Source organism: Brevundimonas olei (genome assembly GCF_037055245.1).
GTDB lineage: Bacteria > Pseudomonadota > Alphaproteobacteria > Caulobacterales > Caulobacteraceae > Brevundimonas > Brevundimonas olei.
Map to the genome: position 1 here is coordinate 2,625,693 of NZ_CP146369.1, position 21,966 is coordinate 2,647,658.

General features: G+C 66.3%; 24 protein-coding genes. 20 read left to right on the forward strand and 4 right to left on the reverse strand.

Annotated elements, in window-relative coordinates:
- The first annotated feature begins 153 nt into the window (after positions 1 to 153).
- Complete coding sequence (locus V8J38_RS12830; protein WP_338576183.1) at positions 154 to 1,854, forward strand: putative 2OG-Fe(II) oxygenase; 1,701 nt, start codon at positions 154 to 156, stop codon at positions 1,852 to 1,854.
- 167 nt (positions 1,855 to 2,021) lie between these two features.
- On the opposite strand, the gene V8J38_RS12835 is transcribed toward V8J38_RS12830, so the two are convergent.
- Complete coding sequence (locus tag V8J38_RS12835) at positions 2,022 to 2,447, reverse strand: RrF2 family transcriptional regulator (protein ID WP_291783162.1); 426 nt, start codon at positions 2,445 to 2,447, stop codon at positions 2,022 to 2,024.
- 137 nt (positions 2,448 to 2,584) lie between these two features.
- Here V8J38_RS12835 and V8J38_RS12840 point away from each other — a divergent pair, with 137 nt between their 5' ends.
- The 17 genes from V8J38_RS12840 (at position 2,585) to V8J38_RS12920 (ending at position 13,876) form a co-directional block, all read left to right on the forward strand.
- The gene (locus tag V8J38_RS12840; protein ID WP_338576186.1) at positions 2,585 to 2,914 is read left to right on the forward strand and encodes a DUF1971 domain-containing protein; all 330 of its coding nucleotides are present in this window, start codon (positions 2,585 to 2,587) and stop codon (positions 2,912 to 2,914) included.
- A gap of 54 nt (positions 2,915 to 2,968) precedes the next feature.
- Positions 2,969 to 4,171 carry an NO-inducible flavohemoprotein gene (hmpA, locus tag V8J38_RS12845; RefSeq protein WP_338576188.1) on the forward strand — a complete coding sequence of 401 codons (1,203 nt, stop codon included), beginning with the start codon at positions 2,969 to 2,971 and terminating at the stop codon, positions 4,169 to 4,171.
- A 30-nt stretch (positions 4,172 to 4,201) separates the two neighbouring features.
- Complete coding sequence (locus V8J38_RS12850) at positions 4,202 to 4,690, forward strand: DUF4149 domain-containing protein (protein ID WP_338576189.1); 489 nt, start codon at positions 4,202 to 4,204, stop codon at positions 4,688 to 4,690.
- Positions 4,691 to 4,896: 206 nt separating this feature from the next.
- The gene (gene ccoN, locus V8J38_RS12855) at positions 4,897 to 6,573 is read left to right on the forward strand and encodes a cytochrome-c oxidase, cbb3-type subunit I (protein ID WP_338576191.1); all 1,677 of its coding nucleotides are present in this window, start codon (positions 4,897 to 4,899) and stop codon (positions 6,571 to 6,573) included.
- Positions 6,570 to 7,325 carry a cytochrome-c oxidase, cbb3-type subunit II gene (gene ccoO / locus V8J38_RS12860; protein WP_422388296.1) on the forward strand — a complete coding sequence of 252 codons (756 nt, stop codon included), beginning with the start codon at positions 6,570 to 6,572 and terminating at the stop codon, positions 7,323 to 7,325. The genes ccoN and ccoO overlap by 4 nt, the downstream gene beginning before the upstream one ends.
- Before the next feature lie 3 nt (positions 7,326 to 7,328).
- Positions 7,329 to 7,499 carry a cbb3-type cytochrome c oxidase subunit 3 gene (locus V8J38_RS12865; RefSeq protein WP_291783180.1) on the forward strand — a complete coding sequence of 57 codons (171 nt, stop codon included), beginning with the start codon at positions 7,329 to 7,331 and terminating at the stop codon, positions 7,497 to 7,499.
- Between the two features lie 4 nt (positions 7,500 to 7,503).
- Positions 7,504 to 8,382 carry a cytochrome-c oxidase, cbb3-type subunit III gene (gene ccoP / locus V8J38_RS12870; protein ID WP_338576195.1) on the forward strand — a complete coding sequence of 293 codons (879 nt, stop codon included), beginning with the start codon at positions 7,504 to 7,506 and terminating at the stop codon, positions 8,380 to 8,382.
- The gene (locus V8J38_RS12875) at positions 8,379 to 8,579 is read left to right on the forward strand and encodes a hypothetical protein (RefSeq protein ID WP_338576197.1); all 201 of its coding nucleotides are present in this window, start codon (positions 8,379 to 8,381) and stop codon (positions 8,577 to 8,579) included. The genes ccoP and V8J38_RS12875 overlap by 4 nt, the downstream gene beginning before the upstream one ends.
- 17 nt (positions 8,580 to 8,596) lie before the next feature.
- Positions 8,597 to 9,382 carry a DUF2189 domain-containing protein gene (locus tag V8J38_RS12880; protein WP_338576200.1) on the forward strand — a complete coding sequence of 262 codons (786 nt, stop codon included), beginning with the start codon at positions 8,597 to 8,599 and terminating at the stop codon, positions 9,380 to 9,382.
- Positions 9,379 to 11,592: a cation-translocating P-type ATPase gene (locus V8J38_RS12885; RefSeq protein WP_338576202.1), complete on the forward strand. Its 2,214-nt coding sequence runs from the start codon at positions 9,379 to 9,381 to the stop codon at positions 11,590 to 11,592. Before V8J38_RS12880 ends, V8J38_RS12885 begins: the two co-directional genes overlap by 4 nt.
- Positions 11,589 to 11,732, forward strand: a complete 144-nt coding sequence (gene ccoS / locus V8J38_RS12890) for a cbb3-type cytochrome oxidase assembly protein CcoS (RefSeq protein WP_138141819.1) — start codon at positions 11,589 to 11,591, stop codon at positions 11,730 to 11,732. The genes V8J38_RS12885 and ccoS overlap by 4 nt, the downstream gene beginning before the upstream one ends.
- Before the next feature lie 118 nt (positions 11,733 to 11,850).
- The gene (locus V8J38_RS12895; RefSeq protein WP_291783198.1) at positions 11,851 to 12,411 is read left to right on the forward strand and encodes a group III truncated hemoglobin; all 561 of its coding nucleotides are present in this window, start codon (positions 11,851 to 11,853) and stop codon (positions 12,409 to 12,411) included.
- A complete protein-coding gene (locus V8J38_RS12900; protein ID WP_291783201.1) occupies positions 12,380 to 12,508 on the forward strand; it encodes a hypothetical protein in 129 nt (42 codons plus the stop codon). Before V8J38_RS12895 ends, V8J38_RS12900 begins: the two co-directional genes overlap by 32 nt.
- Positions 12,509 to 12,525: 17 nt before the next feature.
- Positions 12,526 to 12,858, forward strand: a complete 333-nt coding sequence (locus V8J38_RS12905; protein ID WP_338576204.1) for a 2Fe-2S iron-sulfur cluster-binding protein — start codon at positions 12,526 to 12,528, stop codon at positions 12,856 to 12,858.
- Between the two features lie 94 nt (positions 12,859 to 12,952).
- Entirely contained in the window at positions 12,953 to 13,213 is a 261-nt protein-coding gene (locus tag V8J38_RS12910; RefSeq protein WP_338576205.1) for a hypothetical protein, read from the forward strand.
- Positions 13,213 to 13,392, forward strand: coding sequence for a hypothetical protein (locus V8J38_RS12915; protein ID WP_291783206.1), 180 nt, complete (start codon positions 13,213 to 13,215; stop codon positions 13,390 to 13,392). Before V8J38_RS12910 ends, V8J38_RS12915 begins: the two co-directional genes overlap by 1 nt.
- Positions 13,393 to 13,411: 19 nt before the next feature.
- Positions 13,412 to 13,876 carry a MarR family winged helix-turn-helix transcriptional regulator gene (locus V8J38_RS12920; protein WP_338576206.1) on the forward strand — a complete coding sequence of 155 codons (465 nt, stop codon included), beginning with the start codon at positions 13,412 to 13,414 and terminating at the stop codon, positions 13,874 to 13,876.
- Between the two features lie 10 nt (positions 13,877 to 13,886).
- On the opposite strand, the gene V8J38_RS12925 is transcribed toward V8J38_RS12920, so the two are convergent.
- From V8J38_RS12925 to V8J38_RS12935, 3 genes are all read right to left on the reverse strand, one after another.
- Complete coding sequence (locus V8J38_RS12925; RefSeq protein WP_338576208.1) at positions 13,887 to 15,566, reverse strand: alkaline phosphatase D family protein; 1,680 nt, start codon at positions 15,564 to 15,566, stop codon at positions 13,887 to 13,889.
- An 11-nt stretch (positions 15,567 to 15,577) separates the two neighbouring features.
- Complete coding sequence (locus tag V8J38_RS12930; RefSeq protein WP_338576209.1) at positions 15,578 to 18,136, reverse strand: TonB-dependent receptor; 2,559 nt, start codon at positions 18,134 to 18,136, stop codon at positions 15,578 to 15,580.
- A gap of 192 nt (positions 18,137 to 18,328) precedes the next feature.
- The gene (locus V8J38_RS12935; protein ID WP_338576210.1) at positions 18,329 to 19,771 is read right to left on the reverse strand and encodes an aldehyde dehydrogenase family protein; all 1,443 of its coding nucleotides are present in this window, start codon (positions 19,769 to 19,771) and stop codon (positions 18,329 to 18,331) included.
- Between the two features lie 247 nt (positions 19,772 to 20,018).
- Between V8J38_RS12935 and kdgD the strand changes: the two genes are divergently transcribed.
- Positions 20,019 to 20,963 (forward strand): 5-dehydro-4-deoxyglucarate dehydratase, encoded by a 945-nt coding sequence (kdgD, locus tag V8J38_RS12940; RefSeq protein WP_291783524.1) that lies wholly within the window; start codon positions 20,019 to 20,021, stop codon positions 20,961 to 20,963.
- 74 nt (positions 20,964 to 21,037) lie between these two features.
- Positions 21,038 to 21,955: a LysR substrate-binding domain-containing protein gene (locus V8J38_RS12945; protein WP_291783527.1), complete on the forward strand. Its 918-nt coding sequence runs from the start codon at positions 21,038 to 21,040 to the stop codon at positions 21,953 to 21,955.
- Positions 21,956 to 21,966 lie beyond the last annotated feature (11 nt).

The following is a 21,966-nucleotide window of genomic DNA, read 5'->3' on the forward strand; positions in this document are numbered from 1 at the left end:
ATCACCCAGCGCCGCTGCTGTCACCCCGGCTACGATCGAGCTCCATAAAAGCCATGACGCGGACTTCGTCTATCGGACCCTGGTCGGTGACAGTCCTCCGCAGCTATCGTAGCGGCGGTGAATGACGCAAACGCCGAAACGATGAGAGCAAAATTGACGTCCCAACTGACGCCTCACGCCGCTGCAGTCGCACAGACGGCGGCGGCATTGATGAACCAGCGTCGCTTTTCAGAGGCGCGCAGACTTCTGGCGCCGCTGGCGCGTGACTGCGCCGGTCAGGCCGACCTGCACTTCCTACTGGGGGCCGCCTGTGCGGGCGCGAGCGAGCCCGCTGCCGCCGAATCCGCCCTGTCGGACGCCCTCGCAATAGACCCGGAACATCAGCGCGCCGCCGTTGATCTGGCGCGACTGCTATCGGCACAGGGCCGCCATGCGGAGCTCCTGGACCGGACGGCTCGGGCTGCCGCCGTCGATCGTCCTCATGAAGCCCTGCTCGGAGAACGGGCGCGAGCCTTGGCGGCGATAGGCCAGGGCGATGAAGCCGTCGCCGTTCGACGCCGCGCAGCCGCGCTGAATCCCGGCAAGGGCCATCTCCTGCACAACCTCGCTGCGACCCAAGGCGACGTGGGCCTCAACATCGACGCCGAGAGCAGCGCGCGCGCCGCCCTGCGCCTGAGCGACAAGCCAGAGACATGGCTAGTTCTGGCGCGTGCCCTCCAGGGCCAGAACCGTTTTGACGAAGCAGAAACAGCCTTCTCCGAGGCGACGGCACGTCGTCCGATGTATTTCGCCGCCCTGCATGATCACGCTCAACTCGTCTGGATGCGCACCGGCGATCTGGATGAGGCGACAACGGTCCTGAATCGCATGGCCCTGAACGGCGTCGAAGGACGACCGGCGCGCCTCATAAAGGCCCAGCTAATGCAGGCCGCAGGGGATGCTGAAGGCGCCTACGCCTCTCTGGCCGACGATATTCGGTCCGATGACATCGCCGCCCTGGTGATGGGCGCGCAGCTAGCGCTGGCCATAGATCCCGGCGCGGCGCTGCAGCACGCCCTTCGCGCCACAGCGCTCGCACCTCAGGATCGCGCTGCAGAACGCATCCTGATCAATGCGAACCTGGCGCTGGGGCGGGCCAGCGAAGCTCTTGAAGCCCTCGCTGAGCCTTTACGGCGAGCGCCCTTTGATCAAGGCTTCATCGCAGCTCAGTGGACGGCGTGGCGTCTGCTGGACGATCCCCGCGCCGCCGCGCTCTATGACTATCAGAACGTTGTGAGCGCTGGGATGATCGACGCCCCGCCGGGCTGGATATCGCTCTCGGCCTATCTGCAAGATCTCCGAACAGCCCTCCTGCGCCTGCATGGCCTGACGGCCCATCCCCTGGGACAATCCCTGCGTCATGGGGCCCAGACCAGCGCCAATCTGCTACGCAGCGACGATCCGACGATCCGAGCCTTCCCAGCCGCCATCGATGCAGCTGTGCGGCGTCACCTGTCCTTCATAGGATCAGGTGACGACATCCTGCGCTCGCGCAACACCGGTGAGTATCGCATCCAGTCGATGTGGTCCGTCCGCTTGGCTCCCCATGGCTTCCACACCAACCATGTTCATCCCGAAGGCTGGTTGTCCTCGGCATGCTACATCGAAACACCCGACGACGAAGAGGCGGGCGAGCATGACGGATGGCTGAAGTTCGGCGAACCCGGACCGACCTCGCCTTCTCTGGCCGCCCAACGCCATATCAGACCCGAACCGGGCCTGCTGGTGCTCTTTCCTTCCTATATGTGGCATGGCACCTCGCCCTTTCGTCGCGGCGCCCGAATGTCCATCGCCTTCGACCTCGTGCCTGCGTGACGTCGTTCACCTCTCACTGGGCCGCAGCGGCGCCCGTCACCACGCAGACCCACAATCCAGTAGCGGCCACGGCCAAGGCAAGAATGAGCGTGTCGATATTGTCGCTCCCCCTGCCAATAACCAAGCCTGGAGGCGCGCCGGCATCCAGAGCTTCAGGCGGCGGCTGACTAGGCGTCCGATGGTTCGAACAAACGCGCCAAGTCGACCCGGCGAGCCAGCAGGTTTTCCAACGTATAGCCGTCCAGCACCTTCATGAAGGCGGCCAGGGCCTGATGCAGCGCGCCTGTCAGGCCGCAGGCGGGCGCGATGATGCAGTTTCCGCAATCGACCAGATCGAAGCCGTCCTCGGTGTGGCGCACCACGGCCCCGACGTTGATTTCGGCCGGCGGGCGCGCCAGCCTCACTCCGCCGAATCGACCGCGCACGCTGACCAGATAGCCCGCGTTCACCAGGTCGCTGACCACCTTCATCAGGTGGTTCTGGGAGATGTCGTAGGCCTGGGCGATCTCGGCGATCGAGCACAGCCGATCCTCGCGCGCGCCCAGGTAGAGCAGCACCCGCATGGCGTAATCCGTATAGCGCGTCAGGCGCATTCAACCTCTCTGGAGCCGCTTACGGCGGGGCTCTCGATAAGCGCGTCATCGCGCCGCAGGAAATTATATGCATCCTCATTGCATGTTTCAAATGCTGGCTATAGATGCATTAGTAATGCATCAATGGAGCAAGGGCGATGAACGGCCGCTCGCATAGTCTGGAACAACCGCCGGCCCCGGCCGCCCGAGCCGCTTCAGCGCCGATCCCCTATCGCTCGACGCCGGTGTTTGACGCCTCGTCCCTGCCCGCCGCCCTGCGGGCCGATCACAGCCTCAAGGCGGGAGCCTGGGGCCTGATCCAGGTGCTGGAGGGCGAGGTCCGCCTGACCTATCGCGACCCGCACATGACCACTGTGCTCCGTCCGGGAACGCCGGGCCGTATCGAACCGCAACAGGTCCATTTCGTCGAACCGTTGGGGCCGATGAAGATGCGCGTCGATTTCTACAACGAGCCGCCCGGCGATTAGACGCCGGCAGCCCCCCTTTCCTTCCCCCGCTTAGTATCGCCTAGGAGTTTCCTGATGGCCCAAGCCCTCAGCGAGCGCACGATCGCGCTTGTCAAAACCACTGTTCCCGCGCTCGAGGCGCACGGTCTCGACATCGTCCACGAAATGTATTCGCGGATGTTCCAGAATCCCGAGATCCGCGACCTGTTCAACCATTCGCACCACGGCGACGCCGGTTCCCAGCCGCGCGCCCTGACCGGGGCCATCCTGGCCTACGCCGCCAACATCGATAACCTGGGCGCCCTGGCCGCGGCGGTCGAGCGCATCGCCCAGAAGCACGTCGGTCTGCAGATCCTGCCCGATCACTACCCTCACGTCGGCGCGGCCCTGCTAGGCGCCATCGCCCATGTTCTGGGCGAAGCCGCGACAGAAGAGATCATGACCGCCTGGGGCGAGGCCTACTGGTTCCTGGCCAACATCCTGATCACCCGCGAAGCGGCCATCTACGAGGACCTGGCGGCGGCCCACGGCGGCTGGAACGGCTGGCGCGCCTTCGAGGTGGTCGAGGTGCGTCCCGAAAGCTCGGTCATCACCTCCTTCGTGCTGAAGCCCAAGGATGGCCGCCCGGTGCTGCGTCACCGACCGGGCCAATATCTGACCTTCTGGTTCGACATTCCCGGCCATGCGCCGGTCAAGCGCAACTACTCCATCTCCTGCGCCCCGAACGACGAGACATATCGCATCTCGGTCAAGCGCGAGGACAAGGGCCTGGCCTCGGGTTGGCTGCACGACAACGCCCGCGTCGGCATGGTGCTGAAGGTCGGGGCGCCTGCGGGCGACTTCTTCCTGCCCGAGACGCCGCAACGCCCGGTCGTCCTGCTGTCCGGCGGGGTCGGCCTGACGCCCATGGTGTCGATGCTGGAGACCCTGGTCGCCGGGAAGCCGGATACGGAGGTCCACTATGTCCACGGCGCCTATGACGCCGGGGTCCACGCCATGGGGCCGCACATCCGCGCCCTGACGGCGGCCCATCCGCGCGCGCGCAGCACCGTCTTCTATGAAGCCCCCGCCAATGACGCCGACGGCCATGATCATGCAGGGCGCATCTCCGGCGCCTGGTTGAGCCAGCAAACGCCGATTGAGGAGGCCGACTACTATCTGTGCGGCCCCCGCCCCTTCCTGCGCGCCCTGGTGTCGGACCTGAGGGAAGCCGGCGTTCCCGCAGACCGCATCCATTATGAATTCTTCGGCCCGGCGGACGAAATCCTCGCGGCCTAGCCGCCTTCGCAAATCCTGAATGGAACAGGCATGGCCCGTTACAGATCGTCGACAGATGCAACAGCACGCTTCGCCGGCGTCGCCTTCGTTGCGACTTTGTGGCTGGGCCTGCTGATCGGCGTTTCATTTCTGGCCACGCCTGTGAAGTTCCAGGCGCCGTCGCTGACCCTGGCGACGGCGCTGGAGGTCGGCCAGGCGACCTTCGCCCTGTTCACGCGGGTGGAATGGGGCCTGATCGTTCTGCTGGCCCTGGCTGTCGCACGGGTCGGGCGAACGAGCGCCCAGCTTGGCCTCTGGATAAGCGTGGGCGTGCTGGCGCTTGTCCTTGCAGCGCAGTCTCTATGGCTCCTGCCGATACTCGACGCGCGGGTCGCCTTCATCATCGCCGGCGAAACACCGCCGCCCTCTGAGCACCATTGGCTCTATGTGGCGCTGGAAACCAGCAAGCTGCTGACCCTCGCCTTCATGTCATGGCGAAGCTTCGGAAGACCGGGTCGGGTGCAACGATCGACACGATAAGTCCACGCCGCCGCACCATCCAAACAACGCGGCTGAAAGCGTTGATTTTTAAGCGATCCTTTTCTTCTCAACTGCGTCTGAGAAACAGTTTTGATCCAGATCAATTTCACCAGCGCAGAACATAGCCATAGGCGTACGAGCGTGGCGCGCGCCGGCAAAAGCATGCTGGCCGCCGGCCGCATAGAAGGGGTTTCGGGGATCATCGCATGACATTGGACCTGACCATTGGCGAGCGTCGCCTGGCGCTCGTCGTCTTGAGCGCCCTGACTCTATTCGGGATCGCCCTGGCGGCCGGCGGCGGACGCACGGGCGACCCCGTCGCGCTGCACGGATTGATCATCGCTGCTTTCGGCCTGATGCTGGTTTTTCCGGTCATCGCCCAATATCTGTCGAAAGAACCATCGGCCGAGGCGCAGAGCGGCTACTATGACGCCCCGACCAAGGCGGGCATCGTCCTGGCCATGTTCTGGGCGGTCGTCGGCATGGGCGTCGGCGCCTGGGTGTCGGCGCTGTTGGCTTGGCCCGAGCTGACCTTCGTCGATTCCGCATGGGCCAGCTTCGGGCGCCTTCGTCCTGTGCATACGTCCGGCGTCATCTTCGGCTTCGGCGGCAACGCCCTGATCGCCACCTCCTTCCACGTGCTGCAGCGCACGTCGCGCGCGCGCCTGCCCGATCAGTTCAGCCCCTGGTTCGTGCTGCTGGGCTACAACCTCTTCTGCATCCTGGCCGCCAGCGGCTATCTGATGGGCATCACCCAGTCCAAGGAATACGCCGAACCCGAGTGGTACGCCGACATCCTGCTGACCCTGGTGTGGGTCGTCTATTTCGCCATCTACATCCGCACGCTGATGCGCCGAAAAGAGCCGCACATCTATGTGGCCAACTGGTACTACATGGCCTTCATCCTGGTCGTGGCGGTGCTGCACATCGTCAATAATCTCGCCGTGCCGGTCTCCCTGTTCGGGGCCAAGAGCTATTCCCTGTTCTCGGGGGTCCAGGATGCGATGACCCAGTGGTGGTACGGCCACAACGCCGTGGCCTTCTTCCTGACGGCCGGCTTCCTGGGGATGATGTACTACTACCTGCCCAAGCGGGCCGAGCGGCCGATCTTCTCCTACCGGCTGTCGATCATCAGCTTCTGGGGCATCACCTTCATGTATATGTGGGCGGGCTCGCACCACCTGCATTACACCGCGCTGCCCCATTGGGTGCAGACCCTGGGCATGACCTTCTCGGTCGTCCTTCTGGTGCCGTCCTGGGCCTCGGCGGGCAACGCCCTGGCCACGCTGAACGGCGCCTGGACCAAGGTGCGCGACGACGCCACCTTGCGCTTCATGATGGTGGCGGCGGTCTTCTACGGCCTGTCGACCTTCGAGGGCTCCTTCATGGCCATCCGCGCCGTGAACTCCCTGTCGCACTATACGGACTGGACCGTGGGCCACGTCCACGCCGGGGCCCTGGGCTGGGTGGCGATGATCACCTTCGGGTCGTTCTATGCCCTGGTGCCGTGGATGTGGAAGCAGACGCGGATGTATTCGGCCAAGCTGGTCGAGGTCCACTTCTGGCTCGCCCTGGCCGGGACCGTTGTTTACGTCTTCGCCATGTGGAACTCGGGCGTCATCCAGGGCCTGATGTGGCGCACCTATGACGACAACGGCGGCCTGGCCTACTCCTTCATCGAGAGCATGGTCGCCATGCATCCCTACTATGTGGCGCGCACGATCGGCGGACTGCTGTTCCTCAGCGGGGCGCTGGTGGGATCGTACAATATCGCGATGACGATCCGGCAGGCGCGCTTACAGCGCCACGCCTCGGCTGATCCCTCGCCGGACCTGTCCCCTGTCCTTCAACCGGCCTCTGCGGCCACCCAGCCTGGAGAGTGAGCGTGGGCGGTTTTCATCGGAAACTCGAACGCAACGCCATCGGCTTCGTCCTGGCCATCATCGGCGTATCCGCCATCGGCGGCCTGGTCGAGATCGCCCCCCTCTTCACCATCAATGAAACGGTGGAAGAGGCCCCGGACATGCGGGTCTATACGCCGCTGGAACTGGTCGGTCGCGACATTTTCATCCGCGAGGGCTGCTACGCCTGCCACTCGCAGATGATCCGCACCCTGCGCGACGAGGTCGAGCGCTACGGCCCCTACTCCCTGGCCGTGGAGTCGCAATACGACCACCCTATGCTGTGGGGCTCCAAGCGCACCGGGCCGGACCTGGCGCGCGTCGGCGGCAAATATTCAGACGCCTGGCATGCGGCGCACCTGAAGAACCCGCGCGACGTGGTGCCGGAATCGGTCATGCCCCGCTATGGCTGGCTGCAGGAGAACAACCTGCGCACCAACGATCTCTCGCGACGCCTCAAGGCCCAGCGCGCAGTGGGCGTCCCCTATGACGACGCCATGATCGCCAACGCGGCGGCGGACGCCTACGGCCAGGCCAACCCTGACAGCGCCGCCTCCAACGACGTACGCGATCGTTACGGGGCCGCGACCAATATCCGAGCCTTTGACGGCGACGCCGAACGGCTGACCGAAATGGACGCCATCGTGGCCTATCTGCAGGTGCTGGGACGGTTGACCGACGCCGCTCACGCCCCCGTCAAGACCGCCGACGCGTCCACGGCTGCGGGCGGATAGGCCATGCACATCGACCATCAGGCGCTGGTCGCCTTCGCCAAGAGCTGGGGGCTTTTCTACCTCATCGCCATGGCGGTCGGCGTGCTGATTTACGCCCTTTGGCCGTCGAACCGGAAGCGGTTCGACCGCGCCAAACGCGCCATCCTGGAAGACGACGACCGGCCGGAAGACTGAGACAATGGACGAGCAGGAATTTGATCCCGTCAGCGGTCGCAAGACCACGGGACATGAATGGAACGGCATCAAGGAACTGGATACGCCGATACCACGCGTCGTCCTGTTCTTCCTGGCCGCCGGCACGCTGTTTTCGCTGATCTGGTGGGTGCTGATGCCCGCTTGGCCGCTGGGCGTCACCTACACCAAGGGCCTGCTGGGGCTGGATCAGCGCGAGGTCGTCACGCGCGAGGTCGCAACAGCCGCCGCCGAACGCGCCGTCTGGACGGACCGCTTGGCCACGGCCGACTTCGCCGAGATCACGTCCGATCCCGAGATGATGGCCTATGTCCGTCAGACCGGCGGCGTCCTGTTCACCGACAACTGCGCCGTCTGTCACGGCGTCGGCGGTGCGGGCGGGCCGGGCTATCCGGCCCTGACGGCAGGCGTCTGGCTGTGGGGAGGCGCGCCGGACCAACTGGCCGAGACCATCCGCGTGGGCGTCAACGCCCAACACCGCGAGACCCGGGTATCGGAAATGCTGGCCTTCGGCGACATGAAGATCCTGTCCCACGATCAGATCATGGGCGTCGCCGGCCATGTGCGCGCCCTGTCGGGCCAGAAACCTGAATATGTCGACGCCGCCGCCCTGACCGCAGGACGCCAGACCTTCGCCGACCAGTGCGCCGTCTGTCACGGCGCCGATGGACGCGGCGACGCCAAAGTCGGCGCGCCGAACCTGACCGACCGCCAGTGGCTATATGGCGGCGACACCCAGTCGATCGTCACCTCCATCCAGAGCGGCCGTCATGGCCAAATGCCCGCCTGGGAGGGCCGCCTGTCGCCCGCCGAGATCCGCATGATGGCGGTCTATGTGGCCGATCTGGCCAAGGACAAGCGATGACAGCCGCCTTGCGCCCGCCCCGATCGAACCTGCGCTGGCCGCTGATCGCCGTCCTGCTGGTCGTGGTGCTGGGCGCCATCGTGATCGGCGCCAACATCCATCTGGTCCGGGCGGCCGTCGGCTCTCAGCCCGAATGCGTGCCTCACGCCAAGACGACGGGCGGCGCGTCGTTCCGCGCGGCCAAGTCCGCCTGCTGACCGAAAGGGATTCTCACATGACGAACATCGACGGCATCGAGACGCCCGCCCTGCCTCTCAGCGCCCAACGCCAGCGGAACCTCCCCGCCAGCACGGCCTTGGGCTGGCTGGCTGCCGGTTGGCGCGACCTGTGGCGCAATCCCCTGCCCAGCCTGGCCTATGGGTTGATGGTCTTCATCGTCTCCATCCTGGTGGTCTGGGGGCTGTTTCGCTTGAAACTGGACTACATCCTCCTGCCCGCGCTGGCGGGCTTCATGGTGGTCGGACCGCTGATCGCCATCGGCCTGTACCAGAAGAGCCGCGACCTGGAGGAAGGTCGCCCGACCAATCTGAAGCGCATGATCCTGGTCAAGCCCGAAGGCGGCGCCCAGGTCTGGTTCGCCGGCGCCATGCTGTGCCTGCTGGTGCTGCTGTGGATGCGCGCAGCCGTCATCATCTACGCCCTCTTCTTCGGCCTGCGGCCCTTCCCCGGCTTCGAGGACGTGCTGACCATGCTGACGCACACCTCGCAGGGATGGTGGATGCTGGCGACAGGCGCCTCGGTCGGCGGACTGTTCGCGGCCTTCGGCTTCGCCATCGGCTGCTTCGGCATTCCCCGATTGATGGACGACCGCACCGACGCCCTGACCGCCATGGGCAGCAGTATGGCCATCGTCTCGGCCAACCTACCGGTCATGTTGACCTGGGCCGCTGTCGTATCGGTGTTGACGGCCCTGGCCGTAGCGACGGGTCTGGTCGGTTTGATCGTGATCTTCCCCCTGCTGGGTCATGCCGCCTGGCACAGCTATCGGGCGATGCGATGAGTTTCGCAGCTCGCGAGGAAATCCGTCTCGCCAGCCGGGATCTCGGCGATGGCCTGCGCCAGACCGAGCTGACCGTGCCAGGCATTCGATGCGCGGGCTGCATCGGCAAGATCGAGAAGGGCCTGCTGGAGACCGCCGAAGTACGGCAGGCCCGGGTCAACCTGTCGACCAAGCGGGTCCGCGTCGCCTGGAGCGGAGACTCCACGCCCGACCTGATCCAGGCGCTCGACCGTCTGGGTTTCACCGCGCATCTGACCGAGCCGGAAGCCGAACGCAAAGACCCCGAGCTGACGCGGCTGATCCGCGCCCTGGCGGTGGCGGGCTTCACCTCCATGAACATCATGCTGCTGTCCGTCTCGGTGTGGTCCGGGGCCGACGCACAGACGCGCCACGCCTTCCATGCCATCTCGGCCGTCCTGGCCCTGCCATGCCTGATCTATTCGGGCCAGATCTTCTTCCGCTCGGCCTGGTCCGCCCTGAGGCGCGGGCGCACCAACATGGACGTGCCGATTTCGGTAGGGGTGCTTCTGGCTTTCGCCATGAGCGTCTACGACACCCTGCACAACGGCCCGCACGCCTATTTCGACGCCGTCACCTCCCTGATCTTCTTCCTGCTCATCGGGCGGACGCTCGACCATCTGATGCGCGAGAAGGCCCGCACCGCCGTCAGCGGCCTGGCGCGAATGGCGCCGCGCGGCGCAACAGTCGTCGCGGCGGACGGCGCCCGGGAGCATCGCCCCATCGAAGAGATCGAACCGGGGATGCGCATCGCCCTGGCCGCCGGCGACCGCGTCCCCGTCGATGGCGTGGTCGAATCCGGCGCCTCGGATCTGGATTGCGCCGTCGTGACCGGCGAAAGCGCGCCGCGACGGATCGAACCGGGCGCCACAGTCCAGGCCGGCGTATTGAACCTGACCGGCCCCCTGATTTTCACCGCCAGCGCGAGGGCCGAGGACTCCTTCCTGGCGGAAATGACCCGCCTGATGGCTGCGGCCGAGGACGGGCGCGCGAGCTATCGTCGCATCGCCGATCGGGCGGCCGCCCTCTATTCGCCCGTCGTCCACAGCGTCGCCTTCCTGACCTTTCTCGGCTGGATGGCGGTCGCCGGCGACTGGCGCCAGGCGATCACCGTCGCGATCGCCGTTCTGATCATCACCTGTCCCTGCGCCATGGGCCTGGCCGCGCCCATCGTTCAGGTCATGGCCGCACGCCGCCTGTTCGAGAACGGCGTCATGGTCAAGGACGGCGCCGGTCTCGAACGCCTGGCGCGGATTGATGTCGTCGCATTCGACAAGACCGGCACCCTGACTCTCGGACGTCCCCGCCTCGTCAACGCCGCGAGCCTGCCCCCCGAGCACCTGGCGATCGCGGCCGCCTTGGCCCAGGGCTCCAACCACCCCGTTTCGCGCGCCGTCGTCGCCGCCTCGTCCTACCCTGCGCCTCTGCTGTCGGATGTTCGCGAAGACGCGGGCCTGGGCGTCGAGGGCCTGATCGACGACCGAGTATGGCGCCTCGGCCGCGCCGACTGGGCCCTGGCGGCGGATCAGGATCAGGCGATCGAAGGCACGGTATTGAGTTGCGACGGGCGGTTGTCCGCCGCCCTGATCTTCGAGGACGCCCTGCGGCCGGACGCCGCCGAAGCCATCCGTCGACTGCGCGCCAAGGGTCTGGACATCCTCATCCTCTCCGGGGACCAGACTCCCGTAGTGGAAGCGACCGCCAAGGCCCTGGGCGTCGAGACCTTCTCGGCCCGCCTCCTGCCCGCCGAGAAGGTCGAGCGGCTGAACGCCCTGGCCGCTGAGGGACGGCGCGTCCTCATGGTCGGTGATGGGCTGAATGACGCCCCCGCCCTGTCGGCGGCCCACGTCTCCATGGCGCCCGGCGACGCCGCCGACATCGGGCGCAATGCAGCGGACTTCGTCTTCCTGAACCCCAGTCTGAATTCCGTCGAACTGGCGCTGGGTGTCGCCAGGGAAACCGAAAAACTCGTCAGGCAGAACTTCGCCCTGTCGATCCTTTACAACGCCATCGCTTTGCCGATCGCCATCCTTGGACACGTGACGCCCCTGGTCGCGGCCCTCGCCATGTCGCTGTCTTCAATCGTCGTGGTGGGGAACGCCCTGCGCCTCAAGGCCGGGCGTCGAGACGCCGTAAAGTCGCGGATCAACGCTCCGGCCCGGCGGACCAGCCCCACGAAGGCCGTGGCATGAGCAGTCTGATCTTTCTGGTTCCCTTGGCCCTCATACTTGGCGGAGCCGCCTTGTGGGCCTTCCTCTGGTCCTTCAGGGCGGGTCAGTACGACGACATGGATGGGGCCGCAGAGCGTATCTTCCTGGATGATCCTGAATAGGTCGGCAGCGCCATCCAGAGACCCCGTCCCCGTCATCGCGGAGATGAATTAACCGTCGAAGCCTCGCCTCGCTTAAAGATACATGATAAATGCATCTTTAAGCGAGGCGCGACCGCCAATGATGGAATCCGTTCCCCCAGACCCCCGCAGTCCCGGTGCGGCCGTCGGCGTAACCGAGCCGATGATCCATGCCCTTGTCCACGGCTTCTACGATGCGGTCCGCGCCGACCCCATGCTGGGGCCGATCTTCGACCGTGAAATCGGCGACGGCTGGGACGCTCACCTGGAGACCATGTGCGACTTCTGGTCGTCTGTGGTGCTGATGAGCGGGCGCTTCAAGGGCGCGCCAATGGTGGTCCACGCCCGGATTTCGGATATCGACGGCGTCCATTTCACCCGCTGGCTTCAACTGTTCCGCCAGACGGCTCGCACTCTGGCTCCGCCGGACGCTGCGGCCCTGTTCATTAGCCGGTCCGAAGCCATCGCCCGGCGCTTGCAGATCGGAATCGCAGCTCATCGCGACACGTCGGATGACCAAACATCCGTCTGTTCGCTCGCGAAAGGCCTGACGCGAACCCTTCCCCCCGCCCCCTCCCTCTCGCCACAAGGTGATGCCCATGCTCCGCTTTCTAATGATGCCGGCCAACATGGTGTGCAACCGGATCGGCCTGACCAATGAACACGAGCGGGGCATGATGCGGATGCTGGTCAATATGGCCCTGTGTTCGGCCATCGCCGTCGTCGCCTTCTTCGTGGGCTGGAAGCTCCTGGCGTGACGGCGGCGGAACAGCCGATGCCGGCCGTCACCTTCGTCCAGGCCGATGGAACCCGCCAGATCGTACGAGTCCAGGCCGGAGCCTCGCTGATGGAGGCTGCGGTGCGCGCCCGCGTGCCCGGCATAGAGGCCAAATGCAGGGGCGGCTGCGCCTGTGTCACCTGCCACGTCTATATCGAGCCGCACTGGCGCTCAGAGCTCGGTACGCCCAGCGCCATGGAAGAATCCATGCTCGACTTCACCGACGCAGTCGATGCGCGATCCCGCCTGTCGTGCCAGGTGCGCGTCACCCGCGCATGCCATGGCCTGATCGTCCAGGTCCCCGCTGAACAGCGAGTGCTCGGCCTGTAGGACGTCGCCGTTCGAGGCGCGATGGAACCGCCAAGGGCTGCTCGCTTGCAATTATATCGTATTACGACATATTTGATCCCATAGGAGAACGACGATGTCCGCACCGCCTGACGACGTAACCATCCGGGTGATCAATGAAGGCGCCGGCTGGCGTCTTGAATGTCTCCCCCGCTTCGAGGCCCAGATGTTCCGTTCCGGGCGGGCGGCCGAGGCTGCGGCGCGTTCGATCGCCGCACGCTTCGCCCTGTCGGGCCTCGGGGTTCAGATGGCCGTAGAGGATCAAGGTCACGCCATTCTGGGGACCACCACCTTCTTCCCCCTACCGGTCCCCGACACCGCTCGAGGAGGCCTGTGATGAAATCCGTGCTCGTGTTCGCGGCGTCAGGCATGCTGGCGCTGCTGATCGGTATCTTTCTGATGGTAAGCGGCAGTCTGACGTCGAATATGGTCAAGGCCGTCATTGGCGTGGCCTTCATCCTGTCCGGCCTGTCGGCGATCGGCTGGTCCGTTATCAAGAGAAACAAGAACCTGTAGCCTGTATGATCGCCGCCTGATGTCGCATCCCTCCACCGAACTGACCCAGGCGGATTTCGAATCCCTGGCCCGGTTCCGTTTCACCATCAGGCGGTACCTGGCCTTCGCCGAACAGGGAGCCAAGGCGGCAGGCCTGACATCCCAGCAACATCAGGCCTTGCTGGCGATCAAGGCGCAGAGTTTCACCAGCGAGATGACGGTCGGTGACCTGGCCAACCGCTTGCTGCTACGCCCCCACAGCACGGCCGAACTGGTCAACCGCCTGGTCGCGGCAGACTTGATCACACGCGACATCGCCGTCCATGACCGGCGCAAGGTTCATGTGCGCCTGACGGCCAGGGGCGAGACGGTTCTGGCGACGCTTTCGGCGCGCAACCTGCGTGAACTCCAAACCGTGACCCCGGCGTTCGAGGCGCTGCTCCTGCAGCTGTCCGACCTGGTGGAGGACTTTGTCGGCCCAAACGATTGCGACACCGGCGCCTAGACGGCTCGGCTCAGACGCCGGTGATCGCCCCATCGGCGCGGCTGACGCCGACGCGCTTCAACGTCGTCACCTCGAACGGCTTGGCGAAGATGGTCGAGACCTGCATCAGGGCCGCCTCGGCCCGGTCTTCGGTCAGGGTCAGCAGGATGAAGCCCTTGGCCGACTGGTCGCAGAAGCGCACCTCGTCATTGGCCTGCATCAGCGCCGCGCCTAAAGGGAAGCCGCCGATGGCGTCGCCGATCGAGGGGCTGGAGACCGCGCTGGTCCCGAATTCGACCGCCCGGCGCGCGCCCTCCGCGTCCTTCAGCTCATTGACCCAGAAGGCGTGGCTGTCGCCGGCCAGGACGATGGGCTGCACCCCCGCCTCGGCGAAGGCGGCGTAGAGCCGTTCGCGCCCGGCCGGATAGCCGTCCCAGGCGTCGAGGTTGAACGGCAGGCCCATCTTGAACAGGAACAAGGCCTGCTCGAACTGGTCGCGATAGGCTTCGGGGATCTGGGCCATCAGGCCCTCAACCTGGGCCTCGGTCAGGGTGCGAGACACGTCGGGACCGGCCACGCGGGCCATGACGACCTGATTGCCCAGCACCTGCCACGGACGCCCCTTGGCCTTGGAGGCGGTCAGTTCGCGTTTCAGCCAGTCGCGTTGCTGCGCCCCCATCAGGTCGCGAGCCGGATCGTTCAGCTTGGCGCGGAAGGCGTCCAGGTCCAGCACCGCCTCGCCGTCCGGTCCGTCCTTGGCGGTCAGATCCTTGTCATAGGCCAGCGGCTCGGTGCGGCCGGTCAGGCGGGTCTCGACCATCATCAGGCTGGCCAGATCGCCGAAGTGGAAGCTGCGATGGATCGCCTCCTTCAACGCGCCGGGCGCGGCTTCGCGGATCGGCATCCACTCATAATAGGCCTTCAGCGCCGCCGCCTTGCGCTGGGCGAAGTCGCCTTCGGTCTCGGGCTGGTGGTTCTCGGCGCCGTGCAGCCAGGCGTCGTTGGCCGTCTCGTGATCGTCCCAGACGCAGATGAAGGGTGCGCGGGCGTGGGCGGCCTGGAGGTCGGCGTCGCGCTTGTACTGGGCGTGGCGCAGCCGATAGTCGGCCAGGGTGACGATCTCGTGCGCCGGCTCGGGCACGCGGCCCAGCATCGACCCGGTCGCCATGCCATAGGCGTCGGAATCCGCCCCGTATTCGTAGATGTAGTCGCCCAGATGGACCACGGCGTCGAGGGTCGGCAGGGCGGCGATCGCCTCATAGGCGTTGAACAGGCCGCCGGGGTGCAACTGGCACGACACCACCGCCAGATTGACGGGCGCCACGCCGTCGGCCGCCAGGGTGCGGGTGCGGCCCATGGGCGAGCGTGTCTCGCCCACAGCGAAGTCGTAGCGATAGTCGCGGCCGGGACGCAGGCCCGCCGCGTCGACTTTGACCGTATAGTCGCGCTCAGGCCCCGTCTCGAACCGACCCGAGGCGACGATGCGGTCGCCCTCCCGGTCCACCACGCGCCAGACGACCGAGACCGGCCCGGCCTGACCGTCCGCCGGAGTCACGCGCGTCCACAGGATCACCCGGTCGATCGCCGGATCGCCCGAGGCCACGCCATGGACGAAGGCGACAGCGACGCCTTCGCCCGACGGGACCGTGGCGCAGCCCGCCGCCGCGCCCGCGCCGAACAGGCCCAGAAGGCCGCGACGGTTCATGGTCATGGCTCTGGTCCTCAGTAGCGCAGGGTGAAGGCGACGCCATAGCTGGCGCCTCGTCCGGCGATGAAGGTCGGTAGGCCCAGCGCATCGCCGGTGTTGCCCGCGTCCTTGATGTATTCCTCGTCCAGGATGTTGTCGCCGAAGGCCTCGACGCCCCAGTTCCCCGACAACGGGGCGTAGCGCACCCGCAGGTTCAGCAGGCCGTAGCCGTCCTGGTATTCGTCCTGCACGGTGTCGGCGACGAAGTTGCCGGTCTGTAGCTCCGGGCGGTCGTTGTCGTCATCGAAGAAGACCTTGGACTGCCAAGTGTAGGTCGGCTGGATCTCGATGGTCCCGGTCTCGACCGGCAGGCGCCAGGTCGCGCCGATCGAGGCCATGTGATCCGGCGACAGGCGGAAGCGATTGCCGTCGCGCGCGCCGCCGTCGAAGCGCGAGTGGTTGTAGCCGTAGGTGCCGAACAGATCGAAGGTCGGCGTCGCGGCGAAGGCGACCTGGCCCTCAAACCCATAGGCGTTGGCCTTGCCCGCATTGACGGTGACGAAGCGGGTGCCGTCCTGCTCAGTCGTCTGGAAGTTGTCGTAGGCGTAGTGGAACACCGCCCCGTCCAGCCGCAGACGGCGATCCATCAGCGCCGTCTTGTAGCCGACCTCGAAGCTGTCGACGGTCTCGGCGGGGATGACTTCAAAGGTCGGAGCGCCCAGCGGGGCGGACGGGCCGCGCACCTCCAGCACCTCTGGCCGACGGCCGCGCGCATAGTTGGCGTAGAGGCTGGCGTCGTCCGACAGGGCGTAGCGCGCCGTCAGACGCCAGGTGAAGCCGTCGTCCTCGTGATCCGCCTGGATCAGGTCGCCGTTATTGGCGGTCGGCTGAGCCGTCAGCGCGAACAGAGGCAAGCCCGAGGCCAGCGGCAGGTCGGCCGCGCCCGGCGTCGCCAGCCCCGTCAGGATGGCCGTGATCTGCTGTTGCAGCCGCTGAGCGCCGGCCAGGTCTCCGGCCTGTGCCAGTTGCTGGGCCTGAACGCCGAGGGTCTGCACCGCCACCAGGCCGCCGGCGATGGAACGGCCGTTCAGCACCACCGCCGAATAACCCGTAGTCTTGTCGTCGCGCGTCCAGCGCACCCCGCCCGAGAACTCCAACCGATCGGTCGCCTTGAAGGTCAGATCGCCGAACAGATCATAGGAGGTCAGATCGGCCCGGTTCGTCGCCGTCTCGATGTGAGCGGGCTTCAGATTGCCGACGATGCCGGGGATCAGCGGATGCGCCGCGGCGGGCAGCATGGACTGCAGGATGCCGCCCATCAGCAGCGGCGTCGGCGCGGCGTAGACCATCTTCAATCGCTGGTCGCCCAACGGCGTCGCCAGTTGCAGCAGAGCCAGACGCTCGTCGAACTGGGTCGGCATCCGCTGGAAGCCTTCCTCGTTGAAATAGCCTGCGCCGACGAAGCCAGAGAAGCGGCCGCCGTTGTCGAAGTTCAGGCGGAACTCCTGGCTCCACTGCTCGCCATAGGCGTGCTCGGCCGCCGTCAGCAGCGGCAGCGACGTGCCGTCCGGATCGAACACCTCGGTCGAGTCGAACTGGCGATAGGCCGTGGTCGAGTTCAGCGTCAGCGACGGCGACAGATCCCACTTCACAAGGCCCGTCACGCCCCAGACCTCGCGATCCAGCCCCAGGCCGACGCCGCCGTCGAAATCGGCGCCCGGCGTCAGGGCCGCGCCGTCCCACGGCGCACGACCGCCCAGGGACGCGCCCGTCGTCGGATCGAAGGGGTCATAGGCGATCGACTTGAACGAGGTGCCGCTGGCCGAGTCCGTCTGATAGTTGGCGATCAGGTCGGCGCGCAGATTGTCGGTCGGCGCCCAGGCGCCCGACAGGCGCAGCGCCTTGGTCTCGATCGAGTTGTAGTCCTCACCGCCCAGCAGGTTCTCGACCGTGCCGCCGCGCGCCTTCATCCGCGCCGCCAGGCGCAAGGCGCCGGTTTCGCCCACCGGCGCATTCACGAAGCCCTCGACCGCGCGATAGTCCAGATCGCCCGCCTCGATACGCGCGCCAGCGTCGAACCGGCCCGGACGGGCGCGGTTCTGCACCAGGTTGACCGCGCCGATCAGGGCGCCGCGGCCATAGAGGGTCGACTGCGGCCCCTTGGCCACCTCGACCCGCTCCATGTCGAACAATTCGACATAGGAGCCGCGCGACTTGGAGATCGACACCCCGTCCTGGAACACCGACACGCGCGGCTCGGCGGTGGCGGCGCCGGAGTCCGAGGTGATGCCGCGCATCACGAAGCCCGGATTGTTCGGCGACTGGTTCTGCACCAGGAAGCCCGGCACGAAGGCCGACAACTGGTCGAACTCCTGCACGCCCAGATCTTCCAGGAAGTCGCCGCTGTAGGCCGTCAGGGCGAAGGGCACCTCGATCGGGTCCTGAGCACGCAGCTGGGCCGTCACCACGATGTCGTCCACAGCGGTCGTCGCCTCGCCCGGCGAAACGCTCTGAGCGTGGGCGGCTCCGGCCGCCATCAGACCCGCTACGGCGGCGCCCGCCAGGAATCCACGCTTGAGGCTGATCGGCTTCATGGTCTTACCCCCTGAGAAAGCGGATCAGACCTAGAGATGCTGAATGTCGCGTGCGCGACGAGCCGGTCACAGCCGAATGAAGCTGCGGCGGCGAATAGACGAAACTTCCTCGCACCACCCCCTATTTTCCGGCCGCCGCCTCATCCTTGACGCCCGGAAACCGCGCCGCCCTCTCATCAAGGCTCGCCCGTCTCACCCGGCGGAGTAGCTGGTTTTGGTCAGAGTGTAGAAGTCTGCGGCGGCGAAGCCCTGTTCGCGGGGGCCGTAGCTGGACTTCTTCGTGCCGCCGAAGGGGACGTGGTAGTCGACGCCCGCCGTGGCCAGGTTGACCATGGTCATGCCCGCCCGCGCCCGGCGCTGGAAGTCGCGGGCGTGCTTCAGCGACTGGGTGACGATGCCCGCCGACAGGCCGAACTCCACCCCGTTGGCGACCGCCAGGGCCTCTTCATAGGAGGCGACGCGGATGGTCGAGGCGACGGGGCCGAAGACCTCCTCGGTGTTGATGCGGGCGTCGGCCTGGGTGTCGACGATCAGGGTCGGCTGGACGTACCAGCCCGGCTTGTCGAGGCTGAGACGCTCGCCGCCCGCCAGCACACGGCCCCCGCCGTCGCGGGCGATGTCGATGTAGTCATAGGCGGTCTGGCGCTGGGCCTCGGTCACGGCCGGGCCCATCTGGGTCGTCGGGTCCAGGGCGTCGCCGACGCGCAAAGCCTTCACCTTCTCGGCCAGGGCGGCGACGAAGCGGTCGTGGACGCCGTCCTGCACGATCAGGCGGCTGGAGGCGGTGCAGCGCTGGCCGGTGGCGAAGAAGCCGCCGTCCAGGGCGATGGCCACGGCGCGCTCCAGATCGGCGTCGTCCAGCACGATCAGCGGGTTCTTTCCGCCCATCTCCAGCTGCACGCGGGCCTGGCGCTTCATCGCCCCCTCGGCCACCCCGGCGCCGACCTTCTGCGAGCCGGTGAAGCTGATCCCGTCCACGTCCGGGTGGGCGACGATGGCGCGGCCGACGTCGCCGTCGCCGATGACCATGTTGACCACGCCGCCGGGCAGGCCCGCCTCATGCAGGATGGCGATCAGGGCCTCGGCCGTGGCCGGGGTGGGGCCGGCGGGCTTGATGACCACGGTGTTGCCGAAGGCGATGGCCGGGGCGATCTTCCAGGCCGGAATGGCGATGGGGAAGTTCCACGGAGTGATCAGGCCGAACACCCCGACCGGCTGGCGATAGGTCTGGATCTCGACGCCCGGCCGGGTCGAGGCCAGGTTCTGGCCGTGCAGGCGCAGGGCTTCTCCGGCGAAGAACTTGAGGATGCGGGCGGCGCGGGCGGTCTCGCCTATGCCCTCGGCCAGGGTCTTGCCCTCTTCGCGCGACAGCAGGCGGCCGACCGCCTCGCGCCGCTCCATCAGCAGGGTCCCGGCCCGGTCAAGGATGTCCGAGCGGACCTCGGGCGAGGCGTCGGCCCAGGGACCGAAGGCGGCGCGCGCCGCCTGGACCGCCTGATCCACCTCGGCCGCCCCGCCCTTGGGCGTGCGCGCCACGACCTGACGCGTATCGGACGGGTTCAGGCTCTCGCCCGGCCGCGACCCGGCGATCTTCTCGCCGCCGATCCAGTGCGATAGCTCAAGCGTCTCGGTCATGGGGAAATCTCTGATCTGGAAAGCGTGGGAACAACCGAAGCCTAAGCGCCCGATCAACCTAAGCGAACCCCCGAAGTCGACATGGATCCAGAGCGCTTGCGCATTAATCAGCGCTCATCGATCAAGCCAAAAGAAGCATAGGTCGATAGCTTCTTTGGCTTAGACCGGAATGGTCCGCCTCGATACCGTCTCTTCCAGACACAGGTGAAGACGCCGTCGGGGATGTCTTCCAGATCAAGGAAAAACCATGTCCAGAATGACGCCGAAGGAGTTGGCGGAAACGATTGGCGGCGGCTTGCTGTCCTTTCCAGTCACTCATTTCGACGCCCAGGGGCGTTTTGTGGAAAACGCCTACCGCGAGCATTGCGACTGGATGCTTCAGAACCAACTGGCCGGGCTTTTCGCAGCGGGCGGCACGGGCGAGTTCTTCTCACTGAAACCTGCCGAGATCGAGGCGGTGGTCAAGGCCGCCGTGGCCGAAACGGCGGGGCGCACTCCGGTCATCGCCGGGGCGGGCCACGGCACGGCGGCGGCGGTCGAGATGGCGCAGTCGGCCGAGGCCGCAGGCGCTGACGGCGTGCTGCTCCTGCCGCCCTATCTGATGTTCGCCGGGCAAGAAGGCCTGGCGGCCCATGTCGAGGCCGTCTGCAAGGCGACCAAGCTCGGCGTCATCGTCTATAATCGCGACAACGGCATTCTGAACGCGGACACGCTCGAAAAGCTGTGCGAGCGCAACCCGAACCTGGTCGGGTTCAAGGACGGCGTCGGCGACATCGAGTTGATGATGCAGATCTATGGCCGCATGGGCGATCGTCTGACCTATATCGGCGGCCTGCCGACAGCAGAAACCTTCGCCCCCGCCTATCTGGAAATGGGCGTGACGACCTATTCCTCGGCCATCTTCAACTTCGTGCCGGAGTTCGCGCAGAGCTTCTACAAGGCGGTGCGCGCACGCGATCATGCGACGATCATGGCGGGTCTGCGCGATTTCGTGCTGCCCTACATCGCCATTCGCAACAAGGGCAAAGGCTACGCCGTCTCTATCGTCAAGGCGGGAATGACCGCGATCGGCCGCAGCGCCGGTCCCGTTCGCACCCCGCTAGTCGACCTCAAGCCGGAAGAGTTCGCCGAGCTGGAGGCCCTGATCGCCCGCATCCAGCCGCAGGCGGCCAAGTTGAGGGCCAACGGCTGACCCGGCCCTCGCAGGCCGCGCTGTTCCCCTTGAACCGAAGCTTCTAGGCTCCTCGGTTCAAGGGAGGGCCGATCATGTTTGAACTGAGCCAGTTGCGCTGTTTCGTGGCGGTGGCCGAAGAGCTTCACTTCGGTCGGGCGGCCCAGCGGCTGAACATGACCCAGCCGCCCCTCAGCCGCCAAGTGCAACTGCTGGAGCGCATTCTAGGCGTGGTTCTTCTGGACCGCACCAGCCGTTCGGTCCGGTTGACGCCGGCCGGCCGATCCTTCCTGATCGAGGCCAGACGCATCCTGCGTCTGGCCGAGACAGCCTCCCTGACCACTCGCCGCATCGCCAGCGGCGAAGAGGGCCGGGTCGCCATCGGCTTCACGGCGGCGTCCGGCTACAGCTTCCTGCCCCAACTGGTCGAACTGTCGCGTACGCGACTGCCCGGCGTCGACCTGGCCCTTCGCGAGATGGTGACGGGCGAGCAGATCGAAGCCCTGCTGACGGGACGCATCGACCTCGGCCTGATCCGCCCCCCGCTGAACCGACCCGAGTTCGACAAGATCAGGGTGATGAACGAGAGCCTGGTCGCCGCCCTCCCATCCGGCGATCCGCGGCTTGACAAGCCAGTCCTGTCGCTCGGCGACTTCGACGGCCGCCCGATGATCATGTATGCGCCCGAGGGGGCCGGCTATTTTCACAGCATGCTGGCCGGCCTGTTCGACAAGGCGGGCGTATCCCCGCACCAGGTTCAGCACATGAGTCAGATCCACTCGATCCTGGCTCTGGTGCATGCCCGCATCGGCGCGGCGATCGTGCCCGAGGCCGCGATGCGCCTGCATTTCGAAGGCGTCGAGTTCCGTCCGCTGGACATCGATCCCGCTCGACCGGTCGAGCTTTACGTCGCCTGGCGACGCGATAACGACAATCCCAGTCTGAAGCCCCTGCTCGATCTGTTCGAGACGGACCCCGCCTCCGACGCCGATCCAGCGGCCGAGACGACCTGACCCCAAAGGAG

What these genes read in the sequence shown, in the direction of transcription:
- V8J38_RS12835 (WP_291783162.1), bottom strand. Translation starts at nt 2,447, where the DNA reads ATGCGCCTGACGCGCTATACGGATTACGCCATGCGGGTGCTGCTCTAC.
- V8J38_RS12840 (WP_338576186.1), top strand. Translation starts at nt 2,585, where the DNA reads ATGAACGGCCGCTCGCATAGTCTGGAACAACCGCCGGCCCCGGCCGCC.
- hmpA (WP_338576188.1), top strand. Translation starts at nt 2,969, where the DNA reads ATGGCCCAAGCCCTCAGCGAGCGCACGATCGCGCTTGTCAAAACCACT.
- V8J38_RS12850 (WP_338576189.1), top strand. Translation starts at nt 4,202, where the DNA reads ATGGCCCGTTACAGATCGTCGACAGATGCAACAGCACGCTTCGCCGGC.
- ccoN (WP_338576191.1), top strand. Translation starts at nt 4,897, where the DNA reads ATGACATTGGACCTGACCATTGGCGAGCGTCGCCTGGCGCTCGTCGTC.
- V8J38_RS12865 (WP_291783180.1), top strand. Translation starts at nt 7,329, where the DNA reads ATGCACATCGACCATCAGGCGCTGGTCGCCTTCGCCAAGAGCTGGGGG.
- ccoP (WP_338576195.1), top strand. Translation starts at nt 7,504, where the DNA reads ATGGACGAGCAGGAATTTGATCCCGTCAGCGGTCGCAAGACCACGGGA.
- V8J38_RS12875 (WP_338576197.1), top strand. Translation starts at nt 8,379, where the DNA reads ATGACAGCCGCCTTGCGCCCGCCCCGATCGAACCTGCGCTGGCCGCTG.
- V8J38_RS12880 (WP_338576200.1), top strand. Translation starts at nt 8,597, where the DNA reads ATGACGAACATCGACGGCATCGAGACGCCCGCCCTGCCTCTCAGCGCC.
- V8J38_RS12885 (WP_338576202.1), top strand. Translation starts at nt 9,379, where the DNA reads ATGAGTTTCGCAGCTCGCGAGGAAATCCGTCTCGCCAGCCGGGATCTC.
- ccoS (WP_138141819.1), top strand. Translation starts at nt 11,589, where the DNA reads ATGAGCAGTCTGATCTTTCTGGTTCCCTTGGCCCTCATACTTGGCGGA.
- V8J38_RS12895 (WP_291783198.1), top strand. Translation starts at nt 11,851, where the DNA reads ATGATGGAATCCGTTCCCCCAGACCCCCGCAGTCCCGGTGCGGCCGTC.
- V8J38_RS12900 (WP_291783201.1), top strand. Translation starts at nt 12,380, where the DNA reads ATGGTGTGCAACCGGATCGGCCTGACCAATGAACACGAGCGGGGCATG.
- V8J38_RS12905 (WP_338576204.1), top strand. Translation starts at nt 12,526, where the DNA reads ATGCCGGCCGTCACCTTCGTCCAGGCCGATGGAACCCGCCAGATCGTA.
- V8J38_RS12910 (WP_338576205.1), top strand. Translation starts at nt 12,953, where the DNA reads ATGTCCGCACCGCCTGACGACGTAACCATCCGGGTGATCAATGAAGGC.
- V8J38_RS12915 (WP_291783206.1), top strand. Translation starts at nt 13,213, where the DNA reads ATGAAATCCGTGCTCGTGTTCGCGGCGTCAGGCATGCTGGCGCTGCTG.
- V8J38_RS12920 (WP_338576206.1), top strand. Translation starts at nt 13,412, where the DNA reads ATGTCGCATCCCTCCACCGAACTGACCCAGGCGGATTTCGAATCCCTG.
- V8J38_RS12925 (WP_338576208.1), bottom strand. Translation starts at nt 15,566, where the DNA reads ATGACCATGAACCGTCGCGGCCTTCTGGGCCTGTTCGGCGCGGGCGCG.
- V8J38_RS12930 (WP_338576209.1), bottom strand. Translation starts at nt 18,136, where the DNA reads ATGAAGCCGATCAGCCTCAAGCGTGGATTCCTGGCGGGCGCCGCCGTA.
- V8J38_RS12935 (WP_338576210.1), bottom strand. Translation starts at nt 19,771, where the DNA reads ATGACCGAGACGCTTGAGCTATCGCACTGGATCGGCGGCGAGAAGATC.
- kdgD (WP_291783524.1), top strand. Translation starts at nt 20,019, where the DNA reads ATGTCCAGAATGACGCCGAAGGAGTTGGCGGAAACGATTGGCGGCGGC.
- V8J38_RS12945 (WP_291783527.1), top strand. Translation starts at nt 21,038, where the DNA reads ATGTTTGAACTGAGCCAGTTGCGCTGTTTCGTGGCGGTGGCCGAAGAG.